The organism is Bradyrhizobium sp. B117 (assembly GCF_038969555.1).
In the GTDB taxonomy this organism is placed as follows: domain Bacteria; phylum Pseudomonadota; class Alphaproteobacteria; order Rhizobiales; family Xanthobacteraceae; genus Bradyrhizobium.
Genome location: NZ_CP152414.1, coordinates 7,416,227 through 7,442,206, shown reverse-complemented (window position 1 = coordinate 7,442,206; position 25,980 = coordinate 7,416,227). Strand labels below are relative to the sequence as shown.

Below are 25,980 nucleotides of genomic sequence, written 5' to 3'. Positions count from 1 at the left end.
GATTGTCGTCAGGCGCCCATGAGGGCGCCGACATGCGCCGTAACAGATTCTTTCAATCCTTGCAGGTCATAGCCGCCTTCGAGCACGGAGACAACGCGCCCGCCTGCGGACTTGTCGGCAAGGTCCATCAGCTTGCGCGTGACCCAGGTGTAGTCCTCGGCGCGCAAATTCAGGGACGCCAGCGGATCGCGGTAATGCGCATCGAAGCCGGCGGAGATGATCAGCAGCTCGGGGCTGAACTTTTCCAGCCGCGGCAGGATCAGACTCTCGAACGCGGAGCGGAATTCAGGGCCGCCGTCCTCGGAAGCGAGCGGTGCATTGACGATGGTGTCGTGATCGCCGCGTTCACCCTTGGCGCCGGTGCCCGGAAACAGCGGCATCTGGTGCGTCGAGCAGTACATCACGGTCGGGTCCGACCAGAAGATGTCCTGCGTGCCGTTGCCGTGATGCACGTCGAAATCAACGATCGCCGCGCGCTTGATGCCGTATTTGCGCTGCGCATGGCGCGCCGCGATCGCGACATTGTCGAAGAAGCAGAAGCCCATCGGCTTGCCGATCTCGGCATGATGGCCGGGTGGGCGCACTGCGACGAAGGCATTGCGGTGCTCGCCGTTCATGACAGCTTCAGTCGCCGCCACCGCGCCGCCGACGCCGCGCATTACCGCTTCCCACGTGCCGGGGGACATCGAGGTGTCGCCGTCGATATAGACCTGGCCACTGGTCGGCGCGATGTGACGCAGCTCGGTGACGTAATGCTCGTTGTGGCACAACGTCACGAGATCGAGATCGCCCTCCGGCGCCTGGTCGCGCACCAGGAACTGGAAGCGCTCATGCGACAGCGCTTCCTCCACCGCGCGCAGGCGGTCGGGCCGTTCAGGATGTCCCGGCGGCGTGACGTGGTCGAGGCAGGCCTTGTGGGAGAGGAGAAGCGTGCTCATCAGGTCGGCCTCACAGAATACGGGCTCTCGACGTCGTTGACGCATCCGGCGCCAAAACGCAATGCAAAACCCAATCTAGGCGTTCCCCGGGGAATGGCAAACTGTGGGCCCCGTTTGATCCGGATCAATTCACCCGGAGGATGCGGGTTGGCGGCAGCGGACCTATCGGTCCGTGCGCCCGGAAGAAGGCGAACAGCGCGTCCGCGTCATAGCCGCCATATTGCGGCGTGGTGCCCTGCTTGGCGACGGTAAAGCCGTCGCCGCCGACGGCGAGGTAATCGTTGAGGGTGACGCGGTAGGTGCTGCCGGCTTCGATCGGCGTGCCGTTGAGCGTCATCTTGTCGAGGCTGACGCGCTCGCCGAACGGCTTCGATGCGTCCCAGGTGTAGCTGAACCCGTTCGAGACCTGGAGGATCCGCGGCCGCTTCGGATCGAGCCATTGCTGCTCGAGCATGTCCTTGAGCTGGCTCCCGGTCAGCGTCATGGTGACGAGACGGTTGCGGAACGGCTGGCTGGAGAACACGTCGCCGAAGGTGATCGCGCCGTTCTCCTTTGGCACGATATCGGTGCGGATGCCGCCGGGATTGGTGAGCGCGATGACTGCGCTGCCGTCCTTGGTGTCCTTGGTTGCGGCGAGCTGCGCATCGGCGATGACGTCGCCGAGCGCGCTCTCGCCGGCCTCGTTCGGCACGCGCGACAGCGTCTGCGTGACCGAGCCGGCCGGGCGATTGGCGATCGGCGCTGCGAGCTTGTCGTAGGACTCGATCAGCGCGGTCTGCTCGGGGTCTTTCGCCAGCGAGGCGTTGGCGACGATGACGTTCTCGGCTTTCGCGCCGACGATGTCGCGGGTAACAGGATCGAGCTTGAGATCGATCGCGGTGACCAGCGTGCCGTATTTGTCGCCGCTGGTGACGAGCCGTCCGTCGATGTCGCAGACATAGGCGCGGTGGGTGTGGCCGCTGACGACGACGTCGACGGCGCGGTCGAATTTCTTGACGATGTCGACGATCGGGCCCGTGATCGCCGGGCATTCATTGTAGTCGCCCGAGGGCTCGCCGCCCTGGTGGACCAGCACCACGATCGCCTCGACGCCGCGCGCCTTCAGCTGCGGCACCAGCGCGTTCACCGTCTCGGCCTCGTCGCGGAATTCGAGCCCGGCAATGCCTGACGGCGAGACGATGCCCGCGGTCTCTCTCAAGGTGAGGCCGATGAAGGCGACGGGAATGCCGTCGAATTCCCGGATCTCGTAAGGCGGCAGCACGCTCTTGCCGGTCGCGGTCTCCACGGTGGAGGCCGCGAGATAGTGGAATTTGGCGCCGGTGAACGGATGCGGCCCCTGGCAGCCGTCGAGCGGATGGCAGCCGCCGTTTTGCATCCGCAGGAGCTCGGTCTTGCCCTCGTCGAACTCGTGATTGCCGACGGAGGTGATCGCGAGCCCCATCATCGACAGCGCTTCGACCGTGGGCTCGTCATGAAACATCGCCGACAGGAACGGGCTCGCGCCGATCAGATCGCCGGCGGCGACGAAGATCGTGTTCTTGTGCCCCTCGCGCAGCTGCTTGACCAGCGTCGCCATGTACTCGGCCCCGCCGGCGGCGACCATGACCTTCTTGCTCTTGTCCTCGGGATCGCCAATGCGGATGCCACCCGGCGGCGGCCGTAGATTGCCGTGAAAATCGTTGATCGCGAGAATGCGCAGCTCGACCGGCGCTGTGGTTTGGGCCGAGGTGGGCAGGGCGGAGATGAGCGCGAGCGCGGCAAGGATGGATCGGTATCGCATGGAACCAGACTAGTCGGTCCGGGCGAAGATTTCACGAAGCATTGTCGTGAACGCGCTCTGCTTTCTTCCTTCTCCCCTTGTGGGAGAAGGTGGCGCGAAGCGCCGGATGAGGGGTTGTCTCCGCGAATTACGTTGAGAGAGGAGCCTGCGGAGACAACCCCTCACCCGTCTCGCCGCTCCGCGGCGATCCACCCTCTCCCACAAGGGGAGAGGGGACAAGCTCCTCAGCGCTTCTTCCTGTTCGCGAACGCGTTGAACGCGGCGACGGCTTCGTCCGACTTGAGCCGCTCGCCGAACAGATGGGCTTCCTGGTCGATGCGGCGGGTGAGCGCTTCCGGGGCCGCGCGCAGCAATTTGCGCGAGGTCGCGACCGCCTCGGCCGGCAGCCTGCAGATCTCGCGCGCCACCTTGCGGGCCTCGACCTCGGTATGTCCCGGCGAGACCACGGTGTTGACGAAGCCTGCGGCTTCGGCCTGCTCGGCGGTGAAGGTCCGGCCCATGATCAGCATGGCGAAGGCGCGCTGGTAGCCCATCGTGTTCGGCATCAACAGGCTGGCTGCGCCGACCGGCACGAGCCCGAGATTGATGTAGGGCGCCGAAAAGGTCGCTGCAGTGGAGGCCAGCACGTAATCGCAATGGAACAGCATCACGGTGCCCATGCCGATCGAGGCACCGTCGACCGCCGCGATGATCGGCTTGACGTTGAGCGCGAGCGAATAGAGAAATTTCGCGCCGTTCGACAGCGTCTCCGGGCGCGCCGCGTCGGCTTTCAGGAAGTCGTCGATGTCGTCGCCCGCGGTGAACACGCCCGAGCCGCCGGTGATGATCATGCAGCGGATGTCGGGATTGTTCTGCGCGGTGTCGATCGCGCGGCTCATCTCGCGGTACATGTCCTGCGTGATCGCGTTCTTCTTGCCGGGGCGGCGCAGGGTGATCACGCGGGTTCCGCGCTCTTCGGTGACGACGATATTGCCATTCGCCATAACAACCCCCTGCACCCGCCGCGCCGCTGCTGGCGAGTCTCGCAAGCCTCAGCCTACATGATCTTGCAGGCGTGCCAATGCGGCAGCTCGACCTTTTCGGGAACGACCCCGTGAGGCGGGCGTATGGCGCTCGCCGCATGGTGTCTCACGAGCCGTTGCGCATTGCAACAATTGGCTACAATGTTTCATTTGAAAAACCGTTGGTTGTGGGGCAGGGTTGCGCATGTCGTTCATCTTGGCCGATCGCTCGACCGATGATTGCTGCAACGGGAGTTGACGAATCCTCGCTGCGTTATCGCGGCTGGCGCGTGGTGCTGGCCTGCTTCCTGATGGCCTTCTTCATGTTCGGCTTCGGCCTTTACGGCCAGGGCGTCTATCTTGCCGAGCTGCAGCGCGCTCATGGCTGGCCGGGCACGCTGGTCTCCGCCGCCAGCACCTTCTCGTTCCTGCTGACCTCCGTCCTCGTCATCTTCACCGACGATCTGCTCGCCCGCATCGGGCTGCGCGCGCTGATCCTGTGCGGCCTGTCGGCGCTCGGCGCTTCAACCGCGCTGCTGGCGCTGATGCAGACGCCGTGGCAGCTCTATCTCGCCTATGCGCTGATGGCGGTCGGCTGGGCCGGCATGGGCACCGTGGTGATCGCGACGGTGCTGAACGCCTGGTTCGAGCGGCGCCGCGGGCTCGCACTCAGTCTCGCGTTCAACGGCGCTACCTGCGGCGGCATCATCCTCGTGCCGCTGCTGCTGTCGCTGACGAGCAGCATCGGCTTCCGCTCGGCAATGCTCACGGCGACGATCGTGATGGTCGGGCTGGTGCTGCCGGTGGTCGTGGGCTTCATCGGCTGGCCCGCAGGGATGTCGCCGGTCTCCGGCGGGCGTGCGGCCGCGGGCGGTGTGACCGCGCCGGCGCATTCGCGCAGGACCCTGCTCGCCAACGCGGCGTTCTGGACCATGGTGCTGCCGATCGCCATCGCGCTGCTGGCGCAGATGGGATTCATCATCCACCAGGTGGCGTTCCTCGAGCCGCTGATCGGCCGTCACGCCGCCGGCCTTGCGGTCACCATCATGGCGGCGATGGCGGTGGTCGGCCGCCTATCGCTCGGCCTGTTCGTGGACCGGCTCGATCCCCGGCTCGCTTGCGCGGCGTCGATGACGAGCCAGGCGGCGGCGCTGTTCGTGCTCCTGCAGACCACCAGCCCGACGGTGCTGCTGCTGTGCTGCGCCGTCTATGGCTTCTCGATCGGCAACATGATCACGTTCCCACCGCTGATCATCCAGCGCGAGATCGGCTCCACCGCCTTCGCGGCGGCGATGGGATTGGGCACCTCGATCAGCGGTATCGTCAGCGCCTTCGGCCCCGGCATCGTCGGCCTCGTGCACAGTTTTACCGGCAATTACACGACGGCGTTTTCGATGTGCGTGATGCTGGATCTGGTGGCCGCGGGCATCGTGCTGTGGCGGCCGGGGAGACGCGTGAAGGTCGTGGCTTCGTAGCCCGGATGGAGCGAAGCGCGATCCGGGAAAGCTTCGCTTGTGGCAGGCGCATAGCACACACGCGATGTCATCGCCCGACTTGGTCGGGCGATCCAGTACTCCGAGACATCAGTGATTGACCGAGAAGCCACGGCGTACTGGATTCCCCGCCGGAGCCTGTCATCGGGCTCGCCGAAGGCGAGACCCGGTGGCGGGGAATGACAGCGGGGAGTGGAGATGCCTCCCGTTACATCGCAGTCAAAGCGGAACGTCGCCTACAACAGCACCGCATCCGCCGCCGCGACCGAGTCCGCGCTTTCCGTCACGGTGCGCTCGAGCGCGCCGGCTTGCACCGCGATGTTCTCGGCGAAGAAGCGTGCGAGCGAGACGTAGCGTGGCGCATCGCCAAGGCCATCGGCCTTCGCGGCAAGTGCTTCGGACGCCAGCATGCAGCCGCCGAGCGTCGCGCCGAACTGCTGCAGATACGGCGTTGCGCCGGCGAGCGCCTCGTTCGGCGCGGACGTTACGCGCTCGAGCAGCCACTTGCTGGTGCGCGTCAAGGCCTCCAGCGCCTCGCGCAATTTCACGCCGGTGGTGCCGAAGGCGGGATCGTTGGACGTCTCCACCTGCTTGACGGTCGCTGCGAGTTCGTCGAGCAGCGCCCACACCGCAGCGCCGCCATTGGCCGCGAGCTTGCGCGTCACGAGATCGATCGCCTGGATGCCGTTGGTGCCCTCGTAGATCGCGGTGATGCGCGCATCGCGATAGTGCTGCGCGGCGCCAGTTTCCTCGATGAAGCCCATGCCGCCATGCACCTGCACGCCGAGATAGGCGACCTCGTTGCCGATGTCGGTGGAATAGCCCTTTGCCATCGGCGTCAGCAGCGCTGCGCGCGCGGCAGCATCGGCACGAACCTTGGGATCCCTGGCGCGAATGGAGACGTCCAGTGCCACGGCGGTGGCATAGCAGATGGTGCGCGCGGCCGCCGTCTGCGCCCGCATCCGCATCAGCATGCGCTTGACGTCGGGATGCACGAAGATCGGGTCCGAGCCGTCGCCCTTCTTGCCGACGGCGCGGCCCTGCTTGCGCTCCTGGGCATAGGCGAGGGCCTGCTGATAGGCGCGGTCGGCAACGCCGACGCCCTCGAGGCCAACGCCGAGGCGGGCCTGGTTCATCATCGTGAACATGCAGCGCATGCCCTGGTTCTCTTCGCCGATCAGGAAGCCGATCGCGCCGCCATGATCGCCCATGGTCATGGTGCAGGTCGGCGAGGCATGCATGCCGAGCTTGTGCTCGACGCCGCTGGCGAAGATGTCATTGCGTGCGCCGAGCGAGCCGTCGGAATTGACCATGAACTTCGGCACCAGGAACAGCGAGATCCCCTTGGTACCGGCGGGCGCATCGGGCAGGCGCGCCAGCACGAAATGCACGATGTTGTCGGTCATGTCGTGCTCGCCATAGGTGATGAAGATCTTCGTCCCCTTGATGCGATAGGTGCCGTCGGCCTGCTTCTCCGCGCGGGTGCGCAGCGCGCCGACGTCGGAGCCGGCCTGCGGCTCGGTGAGCTGCATCGTGCCGGTCCATTCGCCGGTGACGAGCTTCTCGAGATAGATTGTCTTCAGCTCGTCGCTGCCATGCGCCTCCAGCGCCTCGATCGCGGAGGCCGTCAGCAGCGGGCAGAGGCCGAAGGCGACGTTGGAGGCGCTCCAGATCTCGGTGCAGGCCGCGTTGATCGCGAGCGGCAGGCCCTGGCCGCCGAAACCTTCCGGGCCCGAGACCGCGTTCCAGCCGCCATCGGTCCAGCGCTTGTAGGCGTCCGGCCAGCCCGGCGCGGTCGTGACCTTGCCGTCATCGAGCTTGATGCCGTGCTCGTCGCCGACCTTGTTGAGCGGCGCCAGCACGTCGGTTGCGAACTTGCCGGCTTCCTCCAGCACGGCCGCGGCGATGTCGGCGTCGAAATCCCCGTAATGGCCGGCTTCCACCGCAGCCTTCAGGCCGGCGCCATGGTTGAGCGACAGCAGCATGTCAGAAATCGGCGCGCGGTAGGTCATGGCTCACTCCCCGTGGACATCATTGGCGCCGTATTCCCATGAAACGGCGGAGGTCTCAATGGGCGGGAGGCGGGGACGGAACGGGGCGCCCGGTCCTATAATAGAGTGGGGCGCGGCCGCCCCCGGACCGGTGGTATTTTGCCCCTCCAGGCGGTTGAAATGCCGCGCCGCTCCCTATAGACCGGCTGCGACCGAAGGGAATCTGCGGTAGCCCGCGCTTCCGCCAGTTCCGGTCGCCAGTTGGGGCGTAGCCAAGCGGTAAGGCAGCGGATTTTGATTCCGCCATTCGGAGGTTCGATCCCTCCCGCCCCAGCCAAAGCCAACGCGCTGATCTTGTTATGAAAACGGTCCTGCTCAAAGCAGAATTTCCAGCGCATTTGGAAATTCCGTTTGCCTCGCATTTGGAAATTCTGTGCTGGTTTCGTTTTTGGTCGACGACCGATGCGAAGTCGTCGTGGGTTGAACGCCGCTCAACTTATCAAAATACGAATTGAGCGGATGAACGCTGTCTACGCGTTGCAAGTTTCCGACCGCTGCCGTTGACGTCGCGTGCGGGATCGACAGTTGCAGAAGCCCGCCGCCTTTTGCAGCGTTCAACGAAGCGCCAAGTCTATCCTTGGGATCGGACGCTAGTCTTCGAAGTTGGGGAGGTCTGCATTTCGTCTCGCGGTGATGCTGCTCCATCAGCATTCTGCTGATCGAGCTCCTTCTGCGCCAAGAGATGTGCATGCCGCTTACGGGTCGCAGCCAACGCTCGCATCATCGTTTCCTTAGCATAGCCGCGATAGGCCTGTGCGGTCTTGTGGCCCGAGAGTGCACGACCCTGGCCGTCCGTCAGTTCGGCTTCCTCGAGTTCGGTCATGCCGCCGTGTCGACAGGCATCAAGCGTGAACAGCTTTGACACGCCGTCGATCTTCTTGCGCATCTGCTGCACCACTTTTCCATGCCAGGGTAGGACCACACCTTGGCATCGCCCTTGCGTTCACCCTTTTGGATCCGACGCATGATCATCGGGACGCCGAGCTTGGGCAGATGGCTCAAGACGTCCTCCGCTTCGGCGTAAAACTTGATGGTCTCTCCGTCGAGAGTCTCTTCGAGCGGATGCCAGACCAACGCCTTGTTCTTGTGGTGCTCGATGCGCACGGCGTGTGGCCAGTTCTTGCTGCGATAGTCGGGCCAAGTCAAAAACCCGGCCACCACGTTCTCCGGTCGTTGTAGCCATTCAAAGCAGATCACCGCGACGGCCGCTGGTTCAGGCCGCCCTTCTTTGATGCAGCCCCATGCAAATTTATAGACCTCTTCTCGAGTGACCGCGTGCTTCTTGGTCTTGGTGCGGCTCTTGAGGGTGAAATCGTCCCAGGGGTTCGGGTGCTTCTTATCGAACAGCTCCGGGTGTAGCCGACGCATGATCCGCCATACCTTTCGGCAGAGCCCAACCACCTTTTCTCCCTGCCGCAGTCTGATGCCGTTCGGGCCGTTGATGATTTTGTCGTAGATCTTATCGGCGGCTCGTGGCGTAACTTCCATGATCTGCCGTTCGCCGATCCGCCGTCCGCTCTTACCGACGGTGTCGTAGATCATTTGCATGATCCGTTCGTAGTCGGGGCGCGACCGAGCTGAGACCTTCTCAGTATACGCCTTCTCCGTCTTGTATTGTCGGAACAGCCAATCGATCGTGCCATAGCGCGCGATCTTTCCCTGCTCACCCGGCTGGCCTCTGCGCTGGTTGTTCCATTCATCGAACAAGGCATTGAGTGTGGCGGCGCGTCCGCCTTTTCCGTCGTCGCCGCATGCAGTTTCGTAGCTCGTCCCAAGTGGCTCATTTGCCATCTCGCAGCCGAGTTTGCGGTAATAGGTGGGAATCCGGAAATAGAATGCGACCGAACCGCGGGCAAGCCGACGCACCTCCACAAAGCGTGGAAGCGGCCGCTCCAACGTCACAAATCCTCGGCGAGGTCGCCCGGCACTATGTCCGGGGCGATAGCTCGGTCCAGATCGTCTCTCAACCACAGCTGACGCCTCCCTTCTTTCACACGTGGTCGAGGATACTCCTTACCGACTCGTTTGAGAAAGGCCTCTACAGTTGTTTCGCCGCAATACCCGGCTGCGATTGCGGCTGGCATACGACGCGGCCAAGAACCTGCTGGAATTATGGCAGAACGTACCATCGCAAAGGGTCAACGGGAGCTATAGGAATCGGATCGAGCATTTTGCTCGTCTGGCGACGGCCGATGATGCCAATCACCAGCCACGCTTGAAACGGCCCCAGCAGGCAAATCGTAGAAAAAGACAGCGCGGCGTGCTTACAATTGTGTTGGCGTGCTATCCCCCGCGCCATAGCCCTCGTCCGACTAGGCGCGATTAATGAGAGCGCCCTGTGTCCCGTATGGCTAAGGTAACTATCTGATATTACGCCATGAAACTCAGCGCTGCAGGTGAGTGTGTCAGAGAGTGTGTAAATTCAGCCCAAATTTCAGCTCCAAATGGGCTAAGAGAGCTGCCAAATGAAAATCTTCTGGTCTTGGCAGTCCGATACGCCGGGTAGGATTGGCCGCCACTTCGTGCGCGACGCGCTAAAGCTCGTCATTGAGGAGCTAAAGCAGGCGCGCGATGTTGAGGAGCCCACGGCCGCCGAGACGCGCGAAGGCATTCACCTGGACCATGATCGGCAAGGTGTCTCGGGCAGCCCCGATCTCGCCCGTACCATCTTCGACAAGATCGACCGTTCCGCCGTCTTCGTTGCAGATGTTACCTCGGTCGGGACATCGATTGACGGCAAGAAGAAGCTGATCAAGTCTTTTAGATCTTTCACGCAGTTAGCTATCGGTTCGACGCCTTCCGCGACGACCGTGATGTTGAATTGCTGTGTGATGCCGACGATACATCTGGCGGGCGCTTCATAGTCAGAAGCTTCGTCACATCATGCAGATCATCTGCCGATGAGATAGCAACCGTCAGCCATTTCCCGTCGATGTATGTTTTGGCTTCATCGTAGAGCTTGACCAATTGCGGCCGCCAGACATAGCGCCGCTCCTCAAACTTCTCTCGTTCCGCGCCACCCATCACCACCACAGCCGAAAACCTTCGGTATTCCGGCGCCAAGGTGCAGAACGCCTTGGTTTTCTTGTAGCGCAGAGACCAACCGCGATTCTTGCCACCGTAGAGCCAGTCCGGCGCGAAAATTCCAGGGTAGAATTCGTCGATCCAGTTCCGCAGCTCAGCCCAATGCGCGAACGCATCTGGTCCGAGCCATTTGCGTACGGCGCTGTCATCGGGCGATGCTGATTTGTCGGTGATCCTGTCGCCGACCTGGGGAAGCGTACCGGCAGGTAAAATCATCGAAAGACCTCGTGTTCATAGTCCGGCGGAGGCCGGCGGGTTATGATGCGAGCGTACCAAGAGGCGCGCTCTTGAATGCTGCTGGTGCGACCGTCCCCAGAGCAGGAGGGCATCACGAGAGCACTGCAGGCCGCTCGAGGACGCCTCGAAGCTCTCCCATGAGCGTAAGGTCGATGGCGGCAAGAGCGTTGTCCCTCGCTGAGGTGGCCTTGTCCCCGTCAAGAAACGCAGTGGCCTGTACCGGGAGGAATTGCAGGGTTTTCAGCCCAATGGAGTTCAGCGCCAGCGTCAGGTACGGCGTGAGGAAATCCGGCTGATTGGCTCGCTCGCCAGAAAAGACGGCACCGGAAGCGACGCCGATGAAAACCGGACGATCCCGGAGCATTCCCACCTTTCCGGACGGCGTCGACTTCATCGTGCGACCGACGCGCAGAATTTGATCGATCCAGGCCTTGAGGACCGAGGGAATGGTGAAGTTGTGCATCGGCGTTCCCATGACGATCACATCGGCCGCCTCGACTTCCTGAATAAGCGCTTCGGAAACGTCCAGAGCACCCTTCAGCGGAGCCGCCAACGTGGCCAGCGAAGACAGCGTGACCGCGTAATCCGCCACGGCGTGAGGCAAGGGTTCAGTCCCCAAATCACGCCGAGTGATGCTCGCCCCGGGCGCAACCTCGAGAAGCTCTTCGACGATCGCCGCCGAAAGCTGGCGGCTATGCGAATCCTGACGCGGACTGCAATCAATATGGAGGATGTTCATGCGATCGATTCCAATTGCTTCGTGAGATTGCGACGCGACCAAGCTCAGATCGAGCCGGCCGGGGCGACGGCCGGAAAGTCCTTCTCGTGATCGAAAACGTTGTTGAAGAAGTTCGTCAGCGAGTACATGGCCACCAATGCTACGATCTCGATGATGTTCGCATCGGTGTAGCCAACCTCGCGGACCGCTTTCAGATCGGCATCGCTGACGTGCCCGCGCGTCCCGATGACTTTGCGTGCGAACTGGACGGCGGCGTCCCGCTTCGGGTCGTTGGCATGGCCCTTTCGGGCAAGAATGATGTCATCGGCCGATAGCTTCGCCATGCGTTCGGCTGTGAAGCTGTGAACCGTCAGGCAATAGTTGCAACCATTCACCTCGGAGACCGCGAGTCCGATACTGTCGCGTGTCTTCACGTCGAGCGCTTTGCTCAGGGAGCCGAGCAGAGTGGCCCAGGAGTTGAATGCGATTGGGCTCTGCGCGAAGGCCGCCATCATATTTGGGGTGAACCCGATGTTCTTGGTGAACGCATCAAGGGTCGATTTCGATTCAACCGGCACCTGTTCTTGCTTCAGGGCAACAGTCCTTGCCATCGTAGTCTCCATAGGTTCTCGAGTTGATTTGGAACTATGCGAAGTCGAGCACGTCAGCCACCGGCATGCGGGGCTTCTGCGGCCAGTTGCCTGCTCGCTCCGGCCCGACGGTCAGCAGCATGACCGGCACTTCGTCTTCGGCCAGACCGAACTCGCGGTGCACGGCTTCGGCGTCGAAGCCGATCATCGGCGTCGAACCCAAGTCCAAAGAGCGAGCCGCATAGATGATCGCCGCGGCGCCGAAGGTCGCGGAGCGTACCGCCTCATCGCGCTGCCGCTGGGGCTGATCGTCATACAGTCCGCGCGCAGGGATTTCCCAATCCGGCACTAGGTGCGCCGGCATGATTCCGGCTTCCACGACAGACGCCAGACGATCGGGAACGGTGCTGGCATCGGCCAGTTGCCCGATGATGATAAAGGTAACGGCAGCGTCGAGGATCGCGGGCTGCTTCCAGGCAATCGGATGGAGCCGAGCCTTGGCCTCGGGCGTACGGACGGCGATGAACCGCCAGTTCTGCAGGTGGAAGGATGTCGGCGCGGACGTGCCGATCCGCACCAACTCGCGGATCTGATCGTCGCGCAGAATGGCGGTAGGGTCGTAGTACTTGGCGGCACTGCGGCTCAGAATGGTTTCAATGACGACGTTCGTCGGCATCGGCTGGGCGAGCGAATGGGAAGGTCGGGATGCGGGAGTATTTCCGCTCGTCTTGGCCTGCGGGAAGATCTCAGTGGTTGCGCTGGTTGCGGGATCGGCGGCGACTGTGGTGGTGCAGTTCATTAGGTGGCTCCTTCATCAAGTGATGACGGAGCCCAATTTACGGTTGGTCGTGGAAACTTCGAGACTGAATCAGCCCGATTCGATGCGCGAAAGGATCAAACTGGCGCGCGTCCGACCCAAGTCGCAGGTCTATTCATCCTTGTGCGCCACTCGGCGCCACTCCCCCGGTGTCATCCCCATTCTCTCGGCAAATACACGCCGGAATGCCGAAACGGATTGATACCCAACTGTCTCGGCCACAGCCTCGGTGCTGATGGCAGGTTTTTTCAACTCGTTGGCGGCCAGGCTCATGCGGAGATCGGTCAACAGGTCGAGGGCGGAGCAACCTAGCCTGTCTTGAAAGTGCCTCATGAACGTAGCGCGCGACATGCCGCACATCTCCGCCAGATCAGGCAGTTTCCAGGACCGCGCTGGATCGGCAAACATCGCCGCAATGGCTGGAGCCAGTCGCGGATGACCGGCGAGGGCCAAGAGGCCTTCGGGTGCTTTCTCGGCTTCGCTCGCCGAGCGCAATACCAGGGTGAACAGGGCTGAAGAAAGTGCGTCGAGAATAGCGCGTCCTCCCGCTCTGTCACCGGCGGACTCCATTCGCATCAGCCTCACCAAGCTGGCCAGTTGGCTGGATGCGGGACCGGTTTCGTCTTCTCCATTGCTGTTCATGGCCCGCGCGACCAGTTCGGCGGGCATGTAGTTGCGGATCAGCCGATCATGGGGTGGCGCAATGAAAAATCGCCCACACATCAGATCCAGTTGCTCGCCCTGCCCGTCGTTCTCGCTCAACATCCATCCGGCGGAGCCTACGCTTTCGTGTGTACGGATTGGCGTCTGCCCACTCCCGTCGTGCAGCACATGCGCCGCACCATGAGGAAGTAGCACGATATCCCCGCTCACCAGCTCCCGCGCCGTTCTCGTCTCCGGATTCTCTAAAATGGCCCGGCCCTTCACTATGACGTGGTAAGGGATCTCGTTCGCCGCTGCCCGGCCCCAGGTAAGACGCCACGGCGCACCGTACGCGCAGCGGACCTCGAGCTGGCCGGTGACGGTGATCAGTTGCAGGAGATGGCTAAGCCAATCGATTTGGGACATAAGATCTCGCTACCTTGGCCGGATCGCGTAGTATATCGGAATTCGCGATATCCAGACCGATTGTCGAAATTGACTGCATAGCTTGCGCCTCCGAATCGTGGGAGCCTCAAACGGCGAGTCATCGTCATTGACCGCAAGCTCTTCGAATGCGGTCGCGTCAATTCGAATGATGCTGGTCGAGATCATCGATGAGGACGGACATTCGGTCGTTGCGGAGGCGGCGGATGTCAGGAAAGGTGGTGCCCTTTGCGATAGCCCTCAACATTTCTGGAGGCTACTCGCTACTCTTGCCCAGCAGAGGCCGCCGCCGTGCTCACGAAGATTCTCTGTAGCGATTTGGGCGCCAGCTCGACCACCGCTGCGTTGGTGCTGCCCAGCCGAGCAACTTTGTCGGTAGTGATAAGATTAGTCGCTCGCAATTCCTCCCGAGAGAGTTCATGTAAATCTTCCCACGGCGGAACGTTGAGCGACAGTGACAACAAATCACCCGCGCCTCCCATGTCGAAGGTATATTTGGCGAGACGTCCGATATCGCGCTCAACGGTCATGAGATCATATGCGCTGTAGCTCGCGGCTCGAGCATTGTCGGCGCGGTCGCCCATCCAGATCTGATGCACGCGGACATGCGCTTGTTCAGGCACGGAACGCGACTTGCCCGACAGCAGCAGAAAAACGCACATTGATTCGCAGTAGGCCTCCGGCGACACGTGGGCGCGCTCGTCACGTGCGCTGGGGGTAAGCACGCTTACTCCGACGGTCGTGAACATTTCGAGCGCCCGGAACCGCCGTCCGAGCGCAATCGCGTCGTTGACCGAGCCGCCGCCGGAATCCAGCACGACGGTTTCGCCCTTGAGCCGATAATCGCGTGCGAATGCATCGAAATCGCCTGGGGTCTCGGAGGTGACGATGCCGACTGCGCTGATCCAGCCTCGGCAATTCGGCTGGCAAGCGACCCAGCTGAACTTCATGGGCAATTGGCGTTCCTCGAGGGCGGCGCCGGCGTACGCCGAGCGGCCCGGAATGGCCACAAGGCCGAGCAATGCGATGCAACAGGTGGCGACGCTGAGCAACGTCCAAGCTCGGGTAGTCGCTCGGCGAGCGAGCATGAATCTCTTTCCTGGGCTAGCTATCGGGTGGAATGAGCCGCGTCACAACGGCTTGGGTACAGCGGCGACACCTGGTGCCGCCGGGTTGGTCGGTACAGATCCAGAATCGAATCTTAGCCGGGACTGATGTTTGGCGCGCCATTTCGGGCCGGGGCCACGCATGTAGTGCAGCTCGGGTCGGTAGCTGTCGCGCACGTCCATAATCAGGTTGTGAATGACACTGGCGAAGTCGGAAGCAAACTCAGTCATCCTACGAGCAAAACATGAAAATGCGGTTGCACCCATTGTTATCATCGATGAACCTCTCCTATTTCTCTCGCAGCTAAACACATCGGCCGTTAGGCCCAAGCGTAGGCTCCGAGAGATGGGCCAAGCCATTGCACAGAGGTTGATCCTCCCCTGACCTTTGGCTGAGAAGAGCACACCAAGGCTTAGGCCCTGCGCACGAGGGTCCTGCGACTGATGGGAAGGTCGCAGGCCAGCCGCATGCGAAGACGGCCCTTGTTCATCTCAATGCGCCTAAAGGTTCATTTGATGGGCGTGGTCAGAGGGCCGTCGTAGGTATCGAGGACGAAGACAGCGAGCAGCTTTGCTGACTCGGTGTTGCTCGCGTTGCGGCTGGTTGAATGGATAGCGCCCGGCGGTTCGGACCAGCTCTCGCCTGCCCGATAGATTCGCGTCTCGCCGTCATTCACCTTCGACTCGATCGCGCCCGAAATCACATAGGCGTAGATGAAAGCCGACTTCGCGTGGGTGTGGGGCAGGGAGGCCGCGCCGGGCGCGTAATCGACTTCCACGGCGATCAGCGACTTGCCAGGGACATTGGGAATAGCCGCCTCGAAGTTCTTCGTGACGGTTTGCGCTTCGCTATCATGGGCGTTGGTGGGGCCGGCCATCGAGAAAGCGAGGGCGGTGCAGGTGGCGGCGATGATGATTCGGATCTTCATGGGCTTTCTCCTTCTGCCTATAGGTTGGTCTTCGTTCTTCATTTTTTCTCATCCCGGCCTTGCCGGCCTGCTGATTACGAACACCGAACGGGTCAGTCTCGCGGGATGAAGTCGACGTGGCGCCCCGGCTCGATAATGAACACCGCGAGCGTGGCAAGAACGCACGCGACCGCGGCGACAGCCATCGCCATGTGGAATCCTGAGAACAGCCGAGGACCGCCTTGCTGCAGGACGCCGCCGAGCAGGGCGATGGCGAAGAGGGACCCGGCGCGCGAAACTGCGCTGTTGACGCCAGATGCGGTTCCGGCGCGATCGGACTCGACGGAGGTGAGGACGAGGGTCGTCAACGGCGCGATCGTCAGGCTCATGCCCAGCGCCAGCAACAGGATGGGGGGGAAGATATCCGCCCAATAGGTCGCGTTTGAACTGACACGGAGCGCCATGGCGCATCCCAAGGCGACGACGGCGCCGCCGGCGAACAATGGCAAGCGCCGGCCGAATCCGCGGCAGAGCATGCCGGCAAGCGGTGAGATGACCGTGATCAGCACTTGCAGGGGAATGAAGGCCAGGCCCGCCACCAGCGTCGGCAGGTGCGCGCCCCGGATCATCACGAACGGGATCAAGGTTAGCACGACCGTGAACGCTCCGTAGAGGAGCGCGGTGAACAGGTTTGCGCCGATGACCGACCGCGAGGCGAAGAGGGACGGGGGCAGCATGGCGTTGTCGCCTAATCGCCGTTCGGTCACGATGAGGCAGGCTAAGCCGCCCAGACCGACGATTAGGGTGACGAGCACCCAAAAATTCACACCGGAACCGTTGGTCAGGCTGGTCAGCCCCGCGCCCAGCCCGCCGAGCCCGACTGTCGAAAAGACCGCGCCACCGATGTCGATCCGGGCGTGGCTGGTCAGGGAGTCCTTGGGTATCCACGCGGTACCGATAGCCAGCGCGCCGGCGACGACGGGCAGGAGCATCAAAAAGGTCGTCCGCCAGGAGCCGTGATCGAGGATCGCGCCGGCGATTGCGGGCGCGATGCCGCTGGCGACAGCCGCGGCGGCGGACCAGATGCCGACCGCACGTGCTTTTTTGTCGGCGGGAAAGGCCTGCCCAAGCACGGACAGGCCGTTGGGCAAAATCAAGGCTTCGCCCAAGCCTTGCAGGAAGCGGCCGACGATGAGTGGGGCGAAACTCGGCGCGAACCCGATCGCGGTAGCGCCCAGGCCATAGAGAGCGATCCCGGCGAGGAAGATCCGCTTCTGTCCGAACCGGTCACCCAGGGCGCCGGCGACCAAGGTCAAGGCTGCGAGCGGCAGGAGCTCGGCGTTCAACACCCACTGCAAGTCGAGTGGCGACAGGCGCATGTCTCGGCCAATCGCCGCGAGCGCGACGGTGACGACGGCGCTGCTGACGAACACGAGGCCGCTACCCAGGCTCGACGCGGCGAGCACCTTCGTGCTGCCCTGTGCGCCAACAGCCTTAGGCTCGGTGAGCGCCAGGCTGCGGTCGGTCACGATCAGGGACGTGCTGCTCACGACCTAATCCTCAGGTTGGGTCGAGCGCTGCGCGGCGCGAGCTCGAAGCCGACGAGCTCGACGCCGGCACAGCCGTTCAACCCGCCGTGCGCGTGTCCAATCGCGAACGCGCCGCGACGGGCTTCTCCGGCGCGTTAAGGACTGACGTCGTGAGCAGGACGGCGGCGGCGAGGACCCAGTAGTACCAGGCGTCGAGCCCAACGAATTTGAAGGCAAACGGAGCGATGATAAACACGACCCCGACGGCGCGATCGACCCAAAGGTGGAGCCAGTAGGGAATGATGCGGACGAGCCCGGTGGGATGGTCGGTCAGGGCGGCCAAGAGTAGCGCCGCGACACCGACGACAACTGAAAGCCACATTGCGACCGGTCCGCTCTGGCCGAGCTTCAGCGCGAACGGCGCTCCGATCAAGACGATCGCGACGGGATAATCGATTAGGTAGGCGTGGATAGACTTGGTGATGAAGCGGAACGACATCAGTGACTCCTACGTTGTTGGTTGCTCGACCGGGTCGTTGCGACGCGGAGAGTGCATCCAGGCAAGAGGATGATCACCGCCTTATGCTGGCAGGCACCCCGCACAACGTCACAGGTCAGCCCGGTTAGATGCACAGAAAAGCTATGCCGGCACGCTAACCTTTGGAAATGTCCGGTCGTTATGGTTTCCATTCCACTCGCCCCGCGCCATGGAAGCGCGCCTCTTACGAGTAGTCACCGCCGCTTTGCTGAGTGAGGTTGCCGAGGTAGTCACGCTTCCCGATCGTCGCTCCAAGGTGCCGGAGGATCGCGTGCGCGATCGAGATGTGGAAGAAGAAGTCGGGCAGCACCAGGTGCCGGATGTAGTCTTCGCCGCCGAACCACCCGCGCACGATAGGCGGCGTCAGTTCGTATGTGTGGGACTGCGCGCCGGAAATCTCGTCGGGCTGCACGTTTTGAAGGAAACCGCGAGTCTCAAGGAGCCGTTCTTTCAACGCCGGATACATCATCGGGGTGTTACTGGGTGCTGGCGGATCATGCTGCATCAACTTCGCCACATGCGCCTCGACCTTATTGCAGCTTACGGAGAACTGTTCTCCGAAAGTAAGCATGTTGGGCGCGAGCCGCTCGCCAAGAATCCTCCCAGGCTCAAACGCCTTGGTCCGTTCGAGTGCTTGGGCGTGGTCGAGATAGTCGTCCATTACGTTCAGTCCATGCACCATGACAGGGACTGTGATGTCATAGACCGAGAAGGACACGCCGAACTCCATGCGCTCGTTTGTAGTCTGAAAGTCGGTCCGACCCGACAGGTCGATAACCGAAGTGGATGGTCACAATGACTCCTCCTATCTCACGGCTTGCTACACCAGCTCGCCGGACCCGACAGTGGCCTTCGCGAAACAGCAGCAGGAGGAGAGCGCCTACGCATGCGGCCGCCTAGTGACGCAGGACGGGATATCCGTTCACGTAAATCCAGTCGGTGGCCTTGGCGGGCACATGGCACCCCTGGCAGTCGGTGTGGTAGTCGGTAGAGGTAGTCTTGAGCGGCTTGTCCGCGTCGAACCACGACCATCCCCACCCGTCGCCCCACAACGGGTTGTCGGGATGCGTTCCCTTGCTGTCTTTCACCATGACGAACCAGCCCTTGAGCTTGTCGGCGTGGCTTACTGTGCCGGTGGTCATCTCGTTCGTCGAGGTCGCGAAGACCTCTTTCACCAGAACGGCGCCGTCCGGGAAGTGTCCCGTCTTTTGGTAGGCGTCGATCGCCCCGGGGGATGCGTAGACGGTGTGCATTTCCTTCGAGCCCTGGCCGCTGTCGGCGGCAATCGCCCAGCTCCCCAGCGTTTGGTAGACGGTTCGGTAGTCTGCCGGCACGCGCAGGTGCCCGGAGGCGTCCACCACGTTCGCGGTTGGGCCGGCCGGAGCCGCTCCGCTGATCTGAGCGAGCGCCGCCACGGTGCCGGCGACCAGGGAAATGGCGACAGCCAGGCCGACAGTCCTCGATAATTTCATTAGGCGCTCCTTTGCTGTCCGCGCACGGCACGGCGGCTCGTCACGATGGCTTCAATCAATGTCGAGGCAGCCGCGTGTTCGGCCGACCCCGTGGACCTCAGGATCGGACGCAGCCGGCGAAATTAGAAATTCCGTTTGGACATGCATTCGATAAGCATGGGGTATCATTGCCTAAAAGCGCTGTACGCGTGCGCGCCGTCCGTCTTCGATTAACCGTCGAGGACGCCGTACAACACCGCCTTGAGGTCAAATGACAGCGAATCGGAGAGGTCAATCACCACGTGGGGCGTCGGCAGGCCACCCAAGTCGGGGTTCCAGCGCGCCTTGCGCAGAACGGCGTATGCGACCGCGATAATCTCGTTCACAAGTCACGAAGCCAATGCACCGATCCTGACGCCGCACATTCCCGCGATGATCGCGGCCGCGACGATGGCGCTCATCACGACGCAGACACTCCAAAGGCGATTGGCATTACGTTGATCGACACCGTGCGCGATCAGCACCACTCTCAGCCCCGAAGCAAGGTGGCTCAGGACGAAGAAGGCGCCGAGCGCGTAGTGAGGCAGCAGACGGATATTCCATGCGTCATGAATGAGTCCAGTTGGGGCTCCGATCGCGAAATTCCAATCTGTCGGTATGCCGAGAAAGCTTCGCGCGTAGACAAAGACCGAGTTCATGTGGCCGAGAATGTACACTGAGAGATAGGCTCCCGAAGCGACCTGATAGGTCCGCTGGAAGTCATGCGCTGCGGCGCTCCAGCGCCAGGCCAGAAAGAGGCCGGTGCCGACCTGGAAAAGCATGGCCGCCACTAACAGCGGTTCACCTACGGCAGAGCGATAAACCACGCGCCCGATCTTCATAACGGCCGCATGCGCATCCGGCCCTATCAAGCCGAACAGATGATTGGTGAGATGACACACCACATATAGGGACAGGACCGCGGCCGTCACCCCGTGGGCCACCCGCCAGCCCCCGGCTGCAGGCGCAGCTGCGGCGACCGGGTCTCGGGCAGACTGCGACCAGATCGCGATTGCGAGCCAAATCGCGCACCAGACGACCTCGTCGGGAATAGGGCTTTTGATCAAGGTCTGGACAACGCCGAGAAAGACATAAAGCGTTGGCGACACCACGCTGGCATAGGCGAGGCGTCTTGAACCGGGATTGGACGTCGGACGACAAGCCAGAGCGATCCCAAGAAACGGCACGACGAACGCCACGACCAGGATGAAGGTCGCGCTGACGATTGCGAGCGGCGGCGGGCTTAGGGCCTGCGTGCCGACGATGGCATGAAAAGCATTGAGCAGAAATGGATAACAAATCGCCGCCGCCGCGGGAACCAGAGCCAAACAGTCAAAAGGCTTCTCAAGCAACCTTCGGCGGTTCTTCCGGCGAACGAGTGCTTCCATCATAGACCCATAAAGCCACAACGAAGAAACCGGTGTACGAGACGACTTCCAGGACAGGCTTGAAAACGTGCCTTCGCGTATCACGCCGCGCGGCAAGCGGCAATTACGATCGTCTATCGATTCTATGGCGACTGGTGATTTCCCTTGCCGGCGTTGCAAGGTCACTCTCCAAAACATCGTCGTACCGAAACTTTCAGTGCCGAAATGGACACGCGGAACACGATGCCAGATTCGAGGGCAAACCGCGCCTGGAGGCGGTGATCGAGGCTTGCCGGTTGCGACTGCGGCCGATCCTGATGACCTCGTTCGCCTTCATCCTCGGCGTGCAACCGCCGGTGATCTCCACCGGCTCCGGATCGGAGATGCGCCAGGCGGTCGGCGTCGCCGTCTTCTTCGGCATGCTCGGCGTCACGCTGTTCGGCCTGATCTCACGCCGATCTTCTACATGGTGGTGCGCGACCTCGCGGAAGGCAAGAACGAGCGCAAGGCGACCCGGACGACGGCGGCTGCATCGGAGTGAGTTGCGGTGACGCCGATGCGCGATGAAGCCGGAATAACTCATGCTGCCGTGTGAGGCAGGAGAACGGGCGATGGCCACGACAGTTGAATGCAATGTTGGAAGTCACGACAACGACTGGACGTCTGCAGAGACTGCCGCGGGGCGTAACGTTAGCCTCTCCCTTTGGAGAGGCGTTCGAGGAAGGTGCCCGCGCTGCGGGCACGGTCGCCTGTTCTGCGCGTTTCTCAAAGTCGACGACCACTGCTCTGTCTGCCGCCTCGATTTCACCGGCCACCGAGCCGACGACCTGCCGGCCTACTTAGTGATTGTCATCGTCGGACACGTCGTGGTCCCCGTGATTCTCTGGATCGAGGTGGACTATGCACCGTCGCTGGCGTTTCAGCTTGGCATCTATCTTCCGATTACGGCCTTGGCCTCGATAGTTCTCCTGCAGCCGGTCAAGGGTGCCGTCGTGGCGCTGCAATGGGCGCTCAGGATGCATGGCTTTGGCGCGCACCCGCCCGACGAACTCCGGGCGTGAGGCGGAAGGTGGCTCAACAGAACGACGTCGGGGAAGCGGGCGCGAGCGCCAGCAATTTCATCCGCGGCATCATAGCGTCTGACGTCGAGACCGGCCGCACGCGTGTCGTGGTCACGCGCTTTCCACCCGAGCCGAACGGCTTCCTCCACCTGGGACACGCGAAGTCGATCGTGCTGAATTACGAGCTTGCGAAGGAATTCGGCGGCCGCTGCAACTTGCGCCTCGACGATACGAACCCGGCAAAGGAGAGGGTGGAGTACATCGACGCGATCAAGCGCGACGTCCAGTGGCTCGGATTCGATTGGGCGCAGGGCCTCCACTTCGCCTCCGACTATTTCGAGCAGCTCTACGCGTGGGCCTGCCATCTCGTTCGCATCGGCAAGGCCTACGTGGACGACCAGTCCGCACACGATATCAGAGAGGGCAGGGGGACATTGACGAGCCCTGGCCGGAACAGCCCGTTCCGCGACCGCAGCGTGAAGGAAAATGTTGAGTTGTTCGCGCGGATGCGCGCCGGCGAGTTCAGGAACGGCGAGCGGGTTCTCCGCGCGAAAATCGACATGGCGTCAGCGAACCTCAACCTGCGTGATCCCGTCATCTACCGTGTTCTCAACGTCAGCCATCCGCGCACCGGCACGGCCTGGCACATCTACCCGAGCTATGACTTCGCGCACGGCCAGTGCGACGCCATCGAAGGGGTGAGCCACTCGCTGTGCACCCTCGAGTTCGAGGATCACCGACCTCTCTACGACTGGTTCCTCGATAACCTCCCGGTGCCATCGCGACCCCGACAATATGAGTTCGCTCGCCTGGGTATTACACATACCGTCCTCTCAAAACGCGTGCTGACGGAGCTAGTGCGCGACGACCGCGTGGCGGGCTGGGATGACCCGAGGATGCCGACGCTTGCAGGCCTGCGCCGACGGGGCGTGCCTCCCGAGGCGGTGCGTCGGTTCATACGCGGCATCGGAGTTTCGAAGGCCAACAGCACGGTCGACGACGGTGTCCTGGACGCAGCGATCCGGGATGTCCTTAATGAGCGGGCTCCCCGACGACTGGCGGTGCTCAAGCCGCTCAAGGTGACAATTGAGAACTACTATGTCGGCCGGATAGAGGAGTTAATTGCTCCAAACCACCCGGCGGACCCGGCCTTCGGGACGAGAGTCGTCCGGTTCTCCCGCGAGGTGTACATCGAGCAAGACGACTTCCACGAGGCACCACCACATGGTTTCCGGCGCCTCGCGCCGGGCCGCGAGGTGAGGCTCCGCTACGCCTACCTCGTCACTTGCCGTGATGTCGTGAAGGACGCAGCAGGCCGTGTGGTCGAGCTACGCTGCACCTACGACCCCGACAGCAGGAGTGGCGCCGGTGGGCGAAAGGTCGGGGCGACAATCCACTGGGTCAGCGCTGTAGATGCGTTGCCAGCAGAGGTCAGGCTCTACGGCCGGCTCTTCTCAGCAGCGAGTCCGAGCCCGACGGACCTCGCAGCGGACCTCGACCCGCATTCCCTGCAAACGCTAAGCGGCTGCCTCGTCGAGCGTGCAACCGGCTCTGATCCCCATGGCCAAGCATTACAGTTTGAGCGCCAAGGCTACTTCACTCACGACGACGATTCCTGCCCAGAGAAGCTGGTCTTCAATCGAACCGCCTCGTTGCGCGAGAGCCCGGGAAAGCCGCCGACAGCCCATCTCGACCTTCTCAGGAAGTGAGGCATATTGCACAGTGTCCATTTCATGGCCGGAGTTCACTCACTGGCTCGGCGAACCGGCCGGCTTCATTTTGTCGGACCTTAGAGTTCGGCGCCACGACGCTCCCCAGTTCGAAGTCGGCGGCGCTCGACACCGCTGAGGCCAGCTGCCATTTCATTTCGCCAAAATAGCGGGTGCCGTCGGCCTCTGCGTTCCAGAGTCCGCGGACCGCCGTGGAGCGAAGAACTGGTCCGCCCGCTAACGCCGATGATGAGTGAGGGAGGGGCGAGGCTCGCTAGGCTGACAGCGACGCGAAGACGTCGGCTCCGCAGTGCCGGCGCATAATAGCGGTGGCGGCCTCGAACTGCTCTACGCTGGCGGGGTGGACGATTAACACGATGCCACCGTTGAGGATCTGGCTTTCAGCCCACTCGTGCACGTGGCCTTCGTGTCGCTGCCCGAACAAAGCTGCCAGCCCGCCCGCACTACCGCCGGAAGCCAACCCCGCCAGTAGAGCCGGCGCGGCCGCTCCGCCAGTCGCCGCAAGGACGGCGCCGGCTCCGGCGAACGACGCGACGGTGGCTGCGAGCGAGGTCGCAAGTGTGCGAACCTGCTGCCGGTCGTCGCTCAAGCTGATCTCGACGCGGCGCAGCTGCTTGATATCGCAACCGACGGCGCCGGCGCAGGACGCTGCAATATCCTCCTGCGCCAGGAAGCTTATGCGAGCGCGGTCGATCCCCGCGGTTTCCCAACTCACTTAGAACAGCCTCGAATTCAACTTCGCTTTGCAGCGCGCCAATGACCTCTCGCAACTCGCTCACTATCGGGATCCTCCAAACCTGCTTTGTCGTCTTGAAGGCCTCGGCCCGTGCCGCGTGCCGTGCCCGGCCTCGCTGCCGAACCACCCGCGCACGTATGTGTGGGACTGCGCGCGGGAAATTTCGTCCGGCTGCACGGATCAATGGGCGCATGTCGCTCACGGACGAACACGGATGACCGTCTTTCCCGCGCGTCGCTCGGTCGCGTTGAAGGTGGCGACCGCATCGTCGAGGCTCGAGACGGTGCCGATGTTCGTCCGCAGTCGTCCGTCCCGCACTCGCTGGACGATCTCAGTTAGTTGGGCACGATCGGACTCGACAACGAAGTCGACCGCAAGGCCGTCGGCGGGCCGCGCCTCGGCCGGTCCGACGACGGTCACCAGCGTTCCTCCGGCTCGAATCAGGCCTGCGGACCGCTTCTGGATGTCGCCGCCGATGACATCAAACACCAGATCGACTCTGCCGACGTCTTCCAGGGCGTCGTCCTCGAGGTCGACGAACTCTTTTGCGCCGAAGTCGAGCGCCTTCTGACGGTCGGCGGCGCGTCCGGTGCCGATGACGTGGGCGCCGGCCTCTCGTGCGAGTTGCGTCACCATCGACCCGACTGCGCCGGCCGCGCCGTGCGCGAGGACGCTCTGCCCCGCCTGAAGACGGCCGTGCTCGAACAGTCCCTGCCACGCGGTTAGCCCTGAGATCGGCAGGCTCGCGCCCACCGTGAAGTCGATGTCGCCCGGCAGCGGCGCGAGGTTGCGTGCCTCGATGGCGACATACTCCGCCAGGGTGCCGTCGCGATACCAGTCGGCGAGGCCGAACACCCGCTGACCTACCGACAGTCCCGTCGTGCCGTAGCCGAGAGAGGTGACCACTCCGGCCAGCTCGTGGCCGGGGATCGACGGTGTTCGGTCACGGTCGTGGCGATCGGTCCAGGTAGGGGGCCACGTCAGCTCAGTCGGGACGAATCCCGACGCATGAATCTGAACGACGACGTCATTTATCGCTGCCTGCGGCTCGGCCCGCTCCGCCAGCTTCATCCCGGCCGTTCCCGCAGCCTGGTCCGTCACAACGATCGCCTTCATGTGAATTGTCTCCTTGGTTATTTGTCTCTTTGGTGGAAATGTCGCTGTGACAGGCGCATGTCGCTCACGGACGAACGCGGATGATCGTCTTCCCGTTGATCCGCTTGGTCGGATTGAAAGCGGCGACGGCATCGTCGAGGGTCGCGATGTTGCCGATGTTCGTCCGCAGTCGTCCGTCGCGCACTCGCTGGACGATCTCACTCAGTTGGGCGCGATCGGACACGAGAACAAAGTCGATCGTCAGGCCATTGGAAATTTTGATTGCTTTGCTCGAATGCCACGGAGAGTTGGTCAGCAAGCAGGATCTGATGGCTCGCGTTTGGCCTAACGTTTTCGTTGAGGCCGCCAACCTCACGGTTCATATGTCAGCGCTACGTCGCGCATTGCGTGACGGTCAGGGTGGGAATCGCTTCATCGTCAACATCCCCGGACGCGGCTACTGTTTCGTCGCCTCAGTCGCTATGTCGGCTCACGAGAATTGAGCGCAACTGGCGAAGCATGGGAAAATTCGGTGAGGCATTACCGTGGTCGCGACAATAGCGGGCAGCCGTTTTCTGTAGCGAATATTCGGTCAGCTCCTGGAGCTTCGCGAACCGCATTTGGC

The 25,980-nt window shown here is 62.6% G+C and carries 27 protein-coding genes, 1 tRNA gene and 1 pseudogene; 6 read left to right on the top strand and 23 right to left on the bottom strand.

All coding sequences use genetic code 11. From position 1 onward, the window contains the following. Positions 1–8: 8 nt before the first annotated feature. From AAFG16_RS35990 to AAFG16_RS35980, 3 genes are all read right to left on the bottom strand, one after another. Positions 9–938: a histone deacetylase family protein gene (locus AAFG16_RS35990; RefSeq protein WP_027558318.1), complete on the bottom strand. Its 930-nt coding sequence runs from the start codon at positions 936–938 to the stop codon at positions 9–11. A 124-nt stretch (positions 939–1,062) separates the two neighbouring features. Continuing rightward, positions 1,063–2,718 carry a bifunctional metallophosphatase/5'-nucleotidase gene (locus tag AAFG16_RS35985; protein WP_342732960.1) on the bottom strand — a complete coding sequence of 552 codons (1,656 nt, stop codon included), beginning with the start codon at positions 2,716–2,718 and terminating at the stop codon, positions 1,063–1,065. A 224-nt stretch (positions 2,719–2,942) separates the two neighbouring features. Continuing rightward, on the bottom strand, positions 2,943–3,701 hold the full coding sequence (locus tag AAFG16_RS35980; RefSeq protein ID WP_342732958.1) for an enoyl-CoA hydratase-related protein: 759 nt from the start codon (positions 3,699–3,701) through the stop codon (positions 2,943–2,945). Between the two features lie 254 nt (positions 3,702–3,955). Here AAFG16_RS35980 and AAFG16_RS35975 point away from each other — a divergent pair, with 254 nt between their 5' ends. Beyond that, positions 3,956–5,194 (top strand): MFS transporter, encoded by a 1,239-nt coding sequence (locus AAFG16_RS35975; RefSeq protein WP_342732956.1) that lies wholly within the window; start codon positions 3,956–3,958, stop codon positions 5,192–5,194. Between the two features lie 254 nt (positions 5,195–5,448). On the opposite strand, the gene AAFG16_RS35970 is transcribed toward AAFG16_RS35975, so the two are convergent. Next, positions 5,449–7,224, bottom strand: coding sequence for an acyl-CoA dehydrogenase (locus AAFG16_RS35970; protein WP_342732954.1), 1,776 nt, complete (start codon positions 7,222–7,224; stop codon positions 5,449–5,451). Positions 7,225–7,465: 241 nt separating this feature from the next. Here AAFG16_RS35970 and AAFG16_RS35965 point away from each other — a divergent pair. Next, positions 7,466–7,540, top strand: a tRNA-Gln gene (locus AAFG16_RS35965). Between the two features lie 38 nt (positions 7,541–7,578). On the opposite strand, the gene AAFG16_RS35960 is transcribed toward AAFG16_RS35965, so the two are convergent. Genes AAFG16_RS35960 through AAFG16_RS35950 form a run of 3 tightly spaced genes read right to left on the bottom strand, consistent with a single transcriptional unit; the run spans position 7,579 to position 9,159 of the window. Next, positions 7,579–7,821: a hypothetical protein gene (locus AAFG16_RS35960; protein WP_342732952.1), complete on the bottom strand. Its 243-nt coding sequence runs from the start codon at positions 7,819–7,821 to the stop codon at positions 7,579–7,581. A gap of 13 nt (positions 7,822–7,834) precedes the next feature. After that, entirely contained in the window at positions 7,835–8,149 is a 315-nt protein-coding gene (locus tag AAFG16_RS35955; RefSeq protein WP_342732950.1) for a hypothetical protein, read from the bottom strand. Further along, on the bottom strand, positions 8,083–9,159 hold the full coding sequence (locus AAFG16_RS35950; protein WP_342732948.1) for a hypothetical protein: 1,077 nt from the start codon (positions 9,157–9,159) through the stop codon (positions 8,083–8,085). The genes AAFG16_RS35955 and AAFG16_RS35950 overlap by 67 nt, the downstream gene beginning before the upstream one ends. A 569-nt stretch (positions 9,160–9,728) precedes the next feature. Here AAFG16_RS35950 and AAFG16_RS35945 point away from each other — a divergent pair. Next, positions 9,729–10,127, top strand: a complete 399-nt coding sequence (locus AAFG16_RS35945) for a hypothetical protein (protein WP_342732946.1) — start codon at positions 9,729–9,731, stop codon at positions 10,125–10,127. On the opposite strand, the gene AAFG16_RS35940 is transcribed toward AAFG16_RS35945, so the two are convergent. The 13 genes from AAFG16_RS35940 to AAFG16_RS35880 all read right to left on the bottom strand — a co-directional run bounded on the left by AAFG16_RS35940 (position 10,045) and on the right by AAFG16_RS35880 (position 20,754). Next, positions 10,045–10,563 (bottom strand): DUF3788 domain-containing protein, encoded by a 519-nt coding sequence (locus AAFG16_RS35940; RefSeq protein ID WP_342732944.1) that lies wholly within the window; start codon positions 10,561–10,563, stop codon positions 10,045–10,047. The two genes, AAFG16_RS35945 and AAFG16_RS35940, sit on opposite strands and share 83 nt — an antisense overlap. Before the next feature lie 112 nt (positions 10,564–10,675). Continuing rightward, positions 10,676–11,323 carry an NAD(P)H-dependent oxidoreductase gene (locus AAFG16_RS35935; protein WP_283081137.1) on the bottom strand — a complete coding sequence of 216 codons (648 nt, stop codon included), beginning with the start codon at positions 11,321–11,323 and terminating at the stop codon, positions 10,676–10,678. A gap of 44 nt (positions 11,324–11,367) precedes the next feature. Continuing rightward, a complete protein-coding gene (locus AAFG16_RS35930) occupies positions 11,368–11,913 on the bottom strand; it encodes a peroxidase-related enzyme (RefSeq protein ID WP_283087052.1) in 546 nt (181 codons plus the stop codon). Positions 11,914–11,947: 34 nt separating this feature from the next. Then, a complete protein-coding gene (locus AAFG16_RS35925; RefSeq protein ID WP_342741022.1) occupies positions 11,948–12,568 on the bottom strand; it encodes a nitroreductase family protein in 621 nt (206 codons plus the stop codon). Between the two features lie 252 nt (positions 12,569–12,820). Further along, positions 12,821–13,777 (bottom strand): AraC family transcriptional regulator, encoded by a 957-nt coding sequence (locus tag AAFG16_RS35920; RefSeq protein ID WP_283081136.1) that lies wholly within the window; start codon positions 13,775–13,777, stop codon positions 12,821–12,823. A 281-nt stretch (positions 13,778–14,058) separates the two neighbouring features. Next, entirely contained in the window at positions 14,059–14,883 is an 825-nt protein-coding gene (locus AAFG16_RS35915) for a hypothetical protein (RefSeq protein WP_342732939.1), read from the bottom strand. 527 nt (positions 14,884–15,410) lie between these two features. After that, entirely contained in the window at positions 15,411–15,830 is a 420-nt protein-coding gene (locus AAFG16_RS35910; protein WP_260384401.1) for a cupin domain-containing protein, read from the bottom strand. Between the two features lie 92 nt (positions 15,831–15,922). Next, entirely contained in the window at positions 15,923–17,359 is a 1,437-nt protein-coding gene (locus tag AAFG16_RS35905) for an MFS transporter (protein WP_342732933.1), read from the bottom strand. 76 nt (positions 17,360–17,435) lie between these two features. Beyond that, positions 17,436–17,837: a hypothetical protein gene (locus AAFG16_RS35900; protein WP_342732931.1), complete on the bottom strand. Its 402-nt coding sequence runs from the start codon at positions 17,835–17,837 to the stop codon at positions 17,436–17,438. Between the two features lie 223 nt (positions 17,838–18,060). Then, a complete protein-coding gene (locus tag AAFG16_RS35895; protein WP_342732929.1) occupies positions 18,061–18,594 on the bottom strand; it encodes a DUF1993 family protein in 534 nt (177 codons plus the stop codon). A gap of 178 nt (positions 18,595–18,772) precedes the next feature. Next, positions 18,773–19,348, bottom strand: coding sequence for a cytochrome P460 family protein (locus AAFG16_RS35890; protein ID WP_342732927.1), 576 nt, complete (start codon positions 19,346–19,348; stop codon positions 18,773–18,775). A 209-nt stretch (positions 19,349–19,557) separates the two neighbouring features. Then, positions 19,558–19,713, bottom strand: coding sequence for a hypothetical protein (locus tag AAFG16_RS35885; RefSeq protein WP_342732925.1), 156 nt, complete (start codon positions 19,711–19,713; stop codon positions 19,558–19,560). A 3-nt stretch (positions 19,714–19,716) separates the two neighbouring features. Beyond that, a complete protein-coding gene (locus AAFG16_RS35880; protein WP_342732923.1) occupies positions 19,717–20,754 on the bottom strand; it encodes a hypothetical protein in 1,038 nt (345 codons plus the stop codon). A gap of 275 nt (positions 20,755–21,029) precedes the next feature. On the opposite strand from AAFG16_RS35880, the gene AAFG16_RS35875 reads away from it, so the two are divergent. Genes AAFG16_RS35875 through AAFG16_RS35865 form a run of 3 tightly spaced genes read left to right on the top strand, consistent with a single transcriptional unit; the run spans position 21,030 to position 23,503 of the window. After that, entirely contained in the window at positions 21,030–21,284 is a 255-nt protein-coding gene (locus tag AAFG16_RS35875; RefSeq protein ID WP_342732921.1) for an efflux RND transporter permease subunit, read from the top strand. A 60-nt stretch (positions 21,285–21,344) separates the two neighbouring features. After that, a complete protein-coding gene (locus tag AAFG16_RS35870; RefSeq protein ID WP_342732919.1) occupies positions 21,345–21,794 on the top strand; it encodes a DUF983 domain-containing protein in 450 nt (149 codons plus the stop codon). Positions 21,795–21,802: 8 nt separating this feature from the next. After that, positions 21,803–23,503: a glutamine--tRNA ligase/YqeY domain fusion protein gene (locus tag AAFG16_RS35865; RefSeq protein ID WP_342732917.1), complete on the top strand. Its 1,701-nt coding sequence runs from the start codon at positions 21,803–21,805 to the stop codon at positions 23,501–23,503. 274 nt (positions 23,504–23,777) lie between these two features. Here AAFG16_RS35865 and AAFG16_RS35860 read toward each other — a convergent pair whose 3' ends face one another. From AAFG16_RS35860 to AAFG16_RS35850, 3 genes and pseudogenes are all read right to left on the bottom strand, one after another. Next, the gene (locus AAFG16_RS35860) at positions 23,778–24,239 is read right to left on the bottom strand and encodes a hypothetical protein (protein ID WP_342732915.1); all 462 of its coding nucleotides are present in this window, start codon (positions 24,237–24,239) and stop codon (positions 23,778–23,780) included. A gap of 219 nt (positions 24,240–24,458) precedes the next feature. Beyond that, complete coding sequence (locus tag AAFG16_RS35855) at positions 24,459–25,376, bottom strand: NADP-dependent oxidoreductase (protein ID WP_342732913.1); 918 nt, start codon at positions 25,374–25,376, stop codon at positions 24,459–24,461. 64 nt (positions 25,377–25,440) lie between these two features. After that, a pseudogene (locus AAFG16_RS35850) lies at positions 25,441–25,629 on the bottom strand (NADP-dependent oxidoreductase); the annotation flags it as partial. Positions 25,630–25,980: the final 351 nt, after the last annotated feature.

What these genes read in the sequence shown, in the direction of transcription:
- AAFG16_RS35990 (WP_027558318.1), bottom strand. Translation starts at nt 938, where the DNA reads ATGAGCACGCTTCTCCTCTCCCACAAGGCCTGCCTCGACCACGTCACG.
- AAFG16_RS35985 (WP_342732960.1), bottom strand. Translation starts at nt 2,718, where the DNA reads ATGCGATACCGATCCATCCTTGCCGCGCTCGCGCTCATCTCCGCCCTG.
- AAFG16_RS35980 (WP_342732958.1), bottom strand. Translation starts at nt 3,701, where the DNA reads ATGGCGAATGGCAATATCGTCGTCACCGAAGAGCGCGGAACCCGCGTG.
- AAFG16_RS35975 (WP_342732956.1), top strand. Translation starts at nt 3,956, where the DNA reads ATGATTGCTGCAACGGGAGTTGACGAATCCTCGCTGCGTTATCGCGGC.
- AAFG16_RS35970 (WP_342732954.1), bottom strand. Translation starts at nt 7,224, where the DNA reads ATGACCTACCGCGCGCCGATTTCTGACATGCTGCTGTCGCTCAACCAT.
- AAFG16_RS35955 (WP_342732950.1), bottom strand. Translation starts at nt 8,149, where the DNA reads ATGCGCAAGAAGATCGACGGCGTGTCAAAGCTGTTCACGCTTGATGCC.
- AAFG16_RS35945 (WP_342732946.1), top strand. Translation starts at nt 9,729, where the DNA reads ATGAAAATCTTCTGGTCTTGGCAGTCCGATACGCCGGGTAGGATTGGC.
- AAFG16_RS35940 (WP_342732944.1), bottom strand. Translation starts at nt 10,563, where the DNA reads ATGATTTTACCTGCCGGTACGCTTCCCCAGGTCGGCGACAGGATCACC.
- AAFG16_RS35935 (WP_283081137.1), bottom strand. Translation starts at nt 11,323, where the DNA reads ATGAACATCCTCCATATTGATTGCAGTCCGCGTCAGGATTCGCATAGC.
- AAFG16_RS35930 (WP_283087052.1), bottom strand. Translation starts at nt 11,913, where the DNA reads ATGGCAAGGACTGTTGCCCTGAAGCAAGAACAGGTGCCGGTTGAATCG.
- AAFG16_RS35925 (WP_342741022.1), bottom strand. Translation starts at nt 12,568, where the DNA reads ATGCCGACGAACGTCGTCATTGAAACCATTCTGAGCCGCAGTGCCGCC.
- AAFG16_RS35920 (WP_283081136.1), bottom strand. Translation starts at nt 13,777, where the DNA reads ATGTCCCAAATCGATTGGCTTAGCCATCTCCTGCAACTGATCACCGTC.
- AAFG16_RS35915 (WP_342732939.1), bottom strand. Translation starts at nt 14,883, where the DNA reads ATGCTCGCTCGCCGAGCGACTACCCGAGCTTGGACGTTGCTCAGCGTC.
- AAFG16_RS35910 (WP_260384401.1), bottom strand. Translation starts at nt 15,830, where the DNA reads ATGAAGATCCGAATCATCATCGCCGCCACCTGCACCGCCCTCGCTTTC.
- AAFG16_RS35900 (WP_342732931.1), bottom strand. Translation starts at nt 17,837, where the DNA reads ATGTCGTTCCGCTTCATCACCAAGTCTATCCACGCCTACCTAATCGAT.
- AAFG16_RS35890 (WP_342732927.1), bottom strand. Translation starts at nt 19,348, where the DNA reads ATGAAATTATCGAGGACTGTCGGCCTGGCTGTCGCCATTTCCCTGGTC.
- AAFG16_RS35880 (WP_342732923.1), bottom strand. Translation starts at nt 20,754, where the DNA reads ATGGAAGCACTCGTTCGCCGGAAGAACCGCCGAAGGTTGCTTGAGAAG.
- AAFG16_RS35870 (WP_342732919.1), top strand. Translation starts at nt 21,345, where the DNA reads ATGGCCACGACAGTTGAATGCAATGTTGGAAGTCACGACAACGACTGG.
- AAFG16_RS35855 (WP_342732913.1), bottom strand. Translation starts at nt 25,376, where the DNA reads ATGAAGGCGATCGTTGTGACGGACCAGGCTGCGGGAACGGCCGGGATG.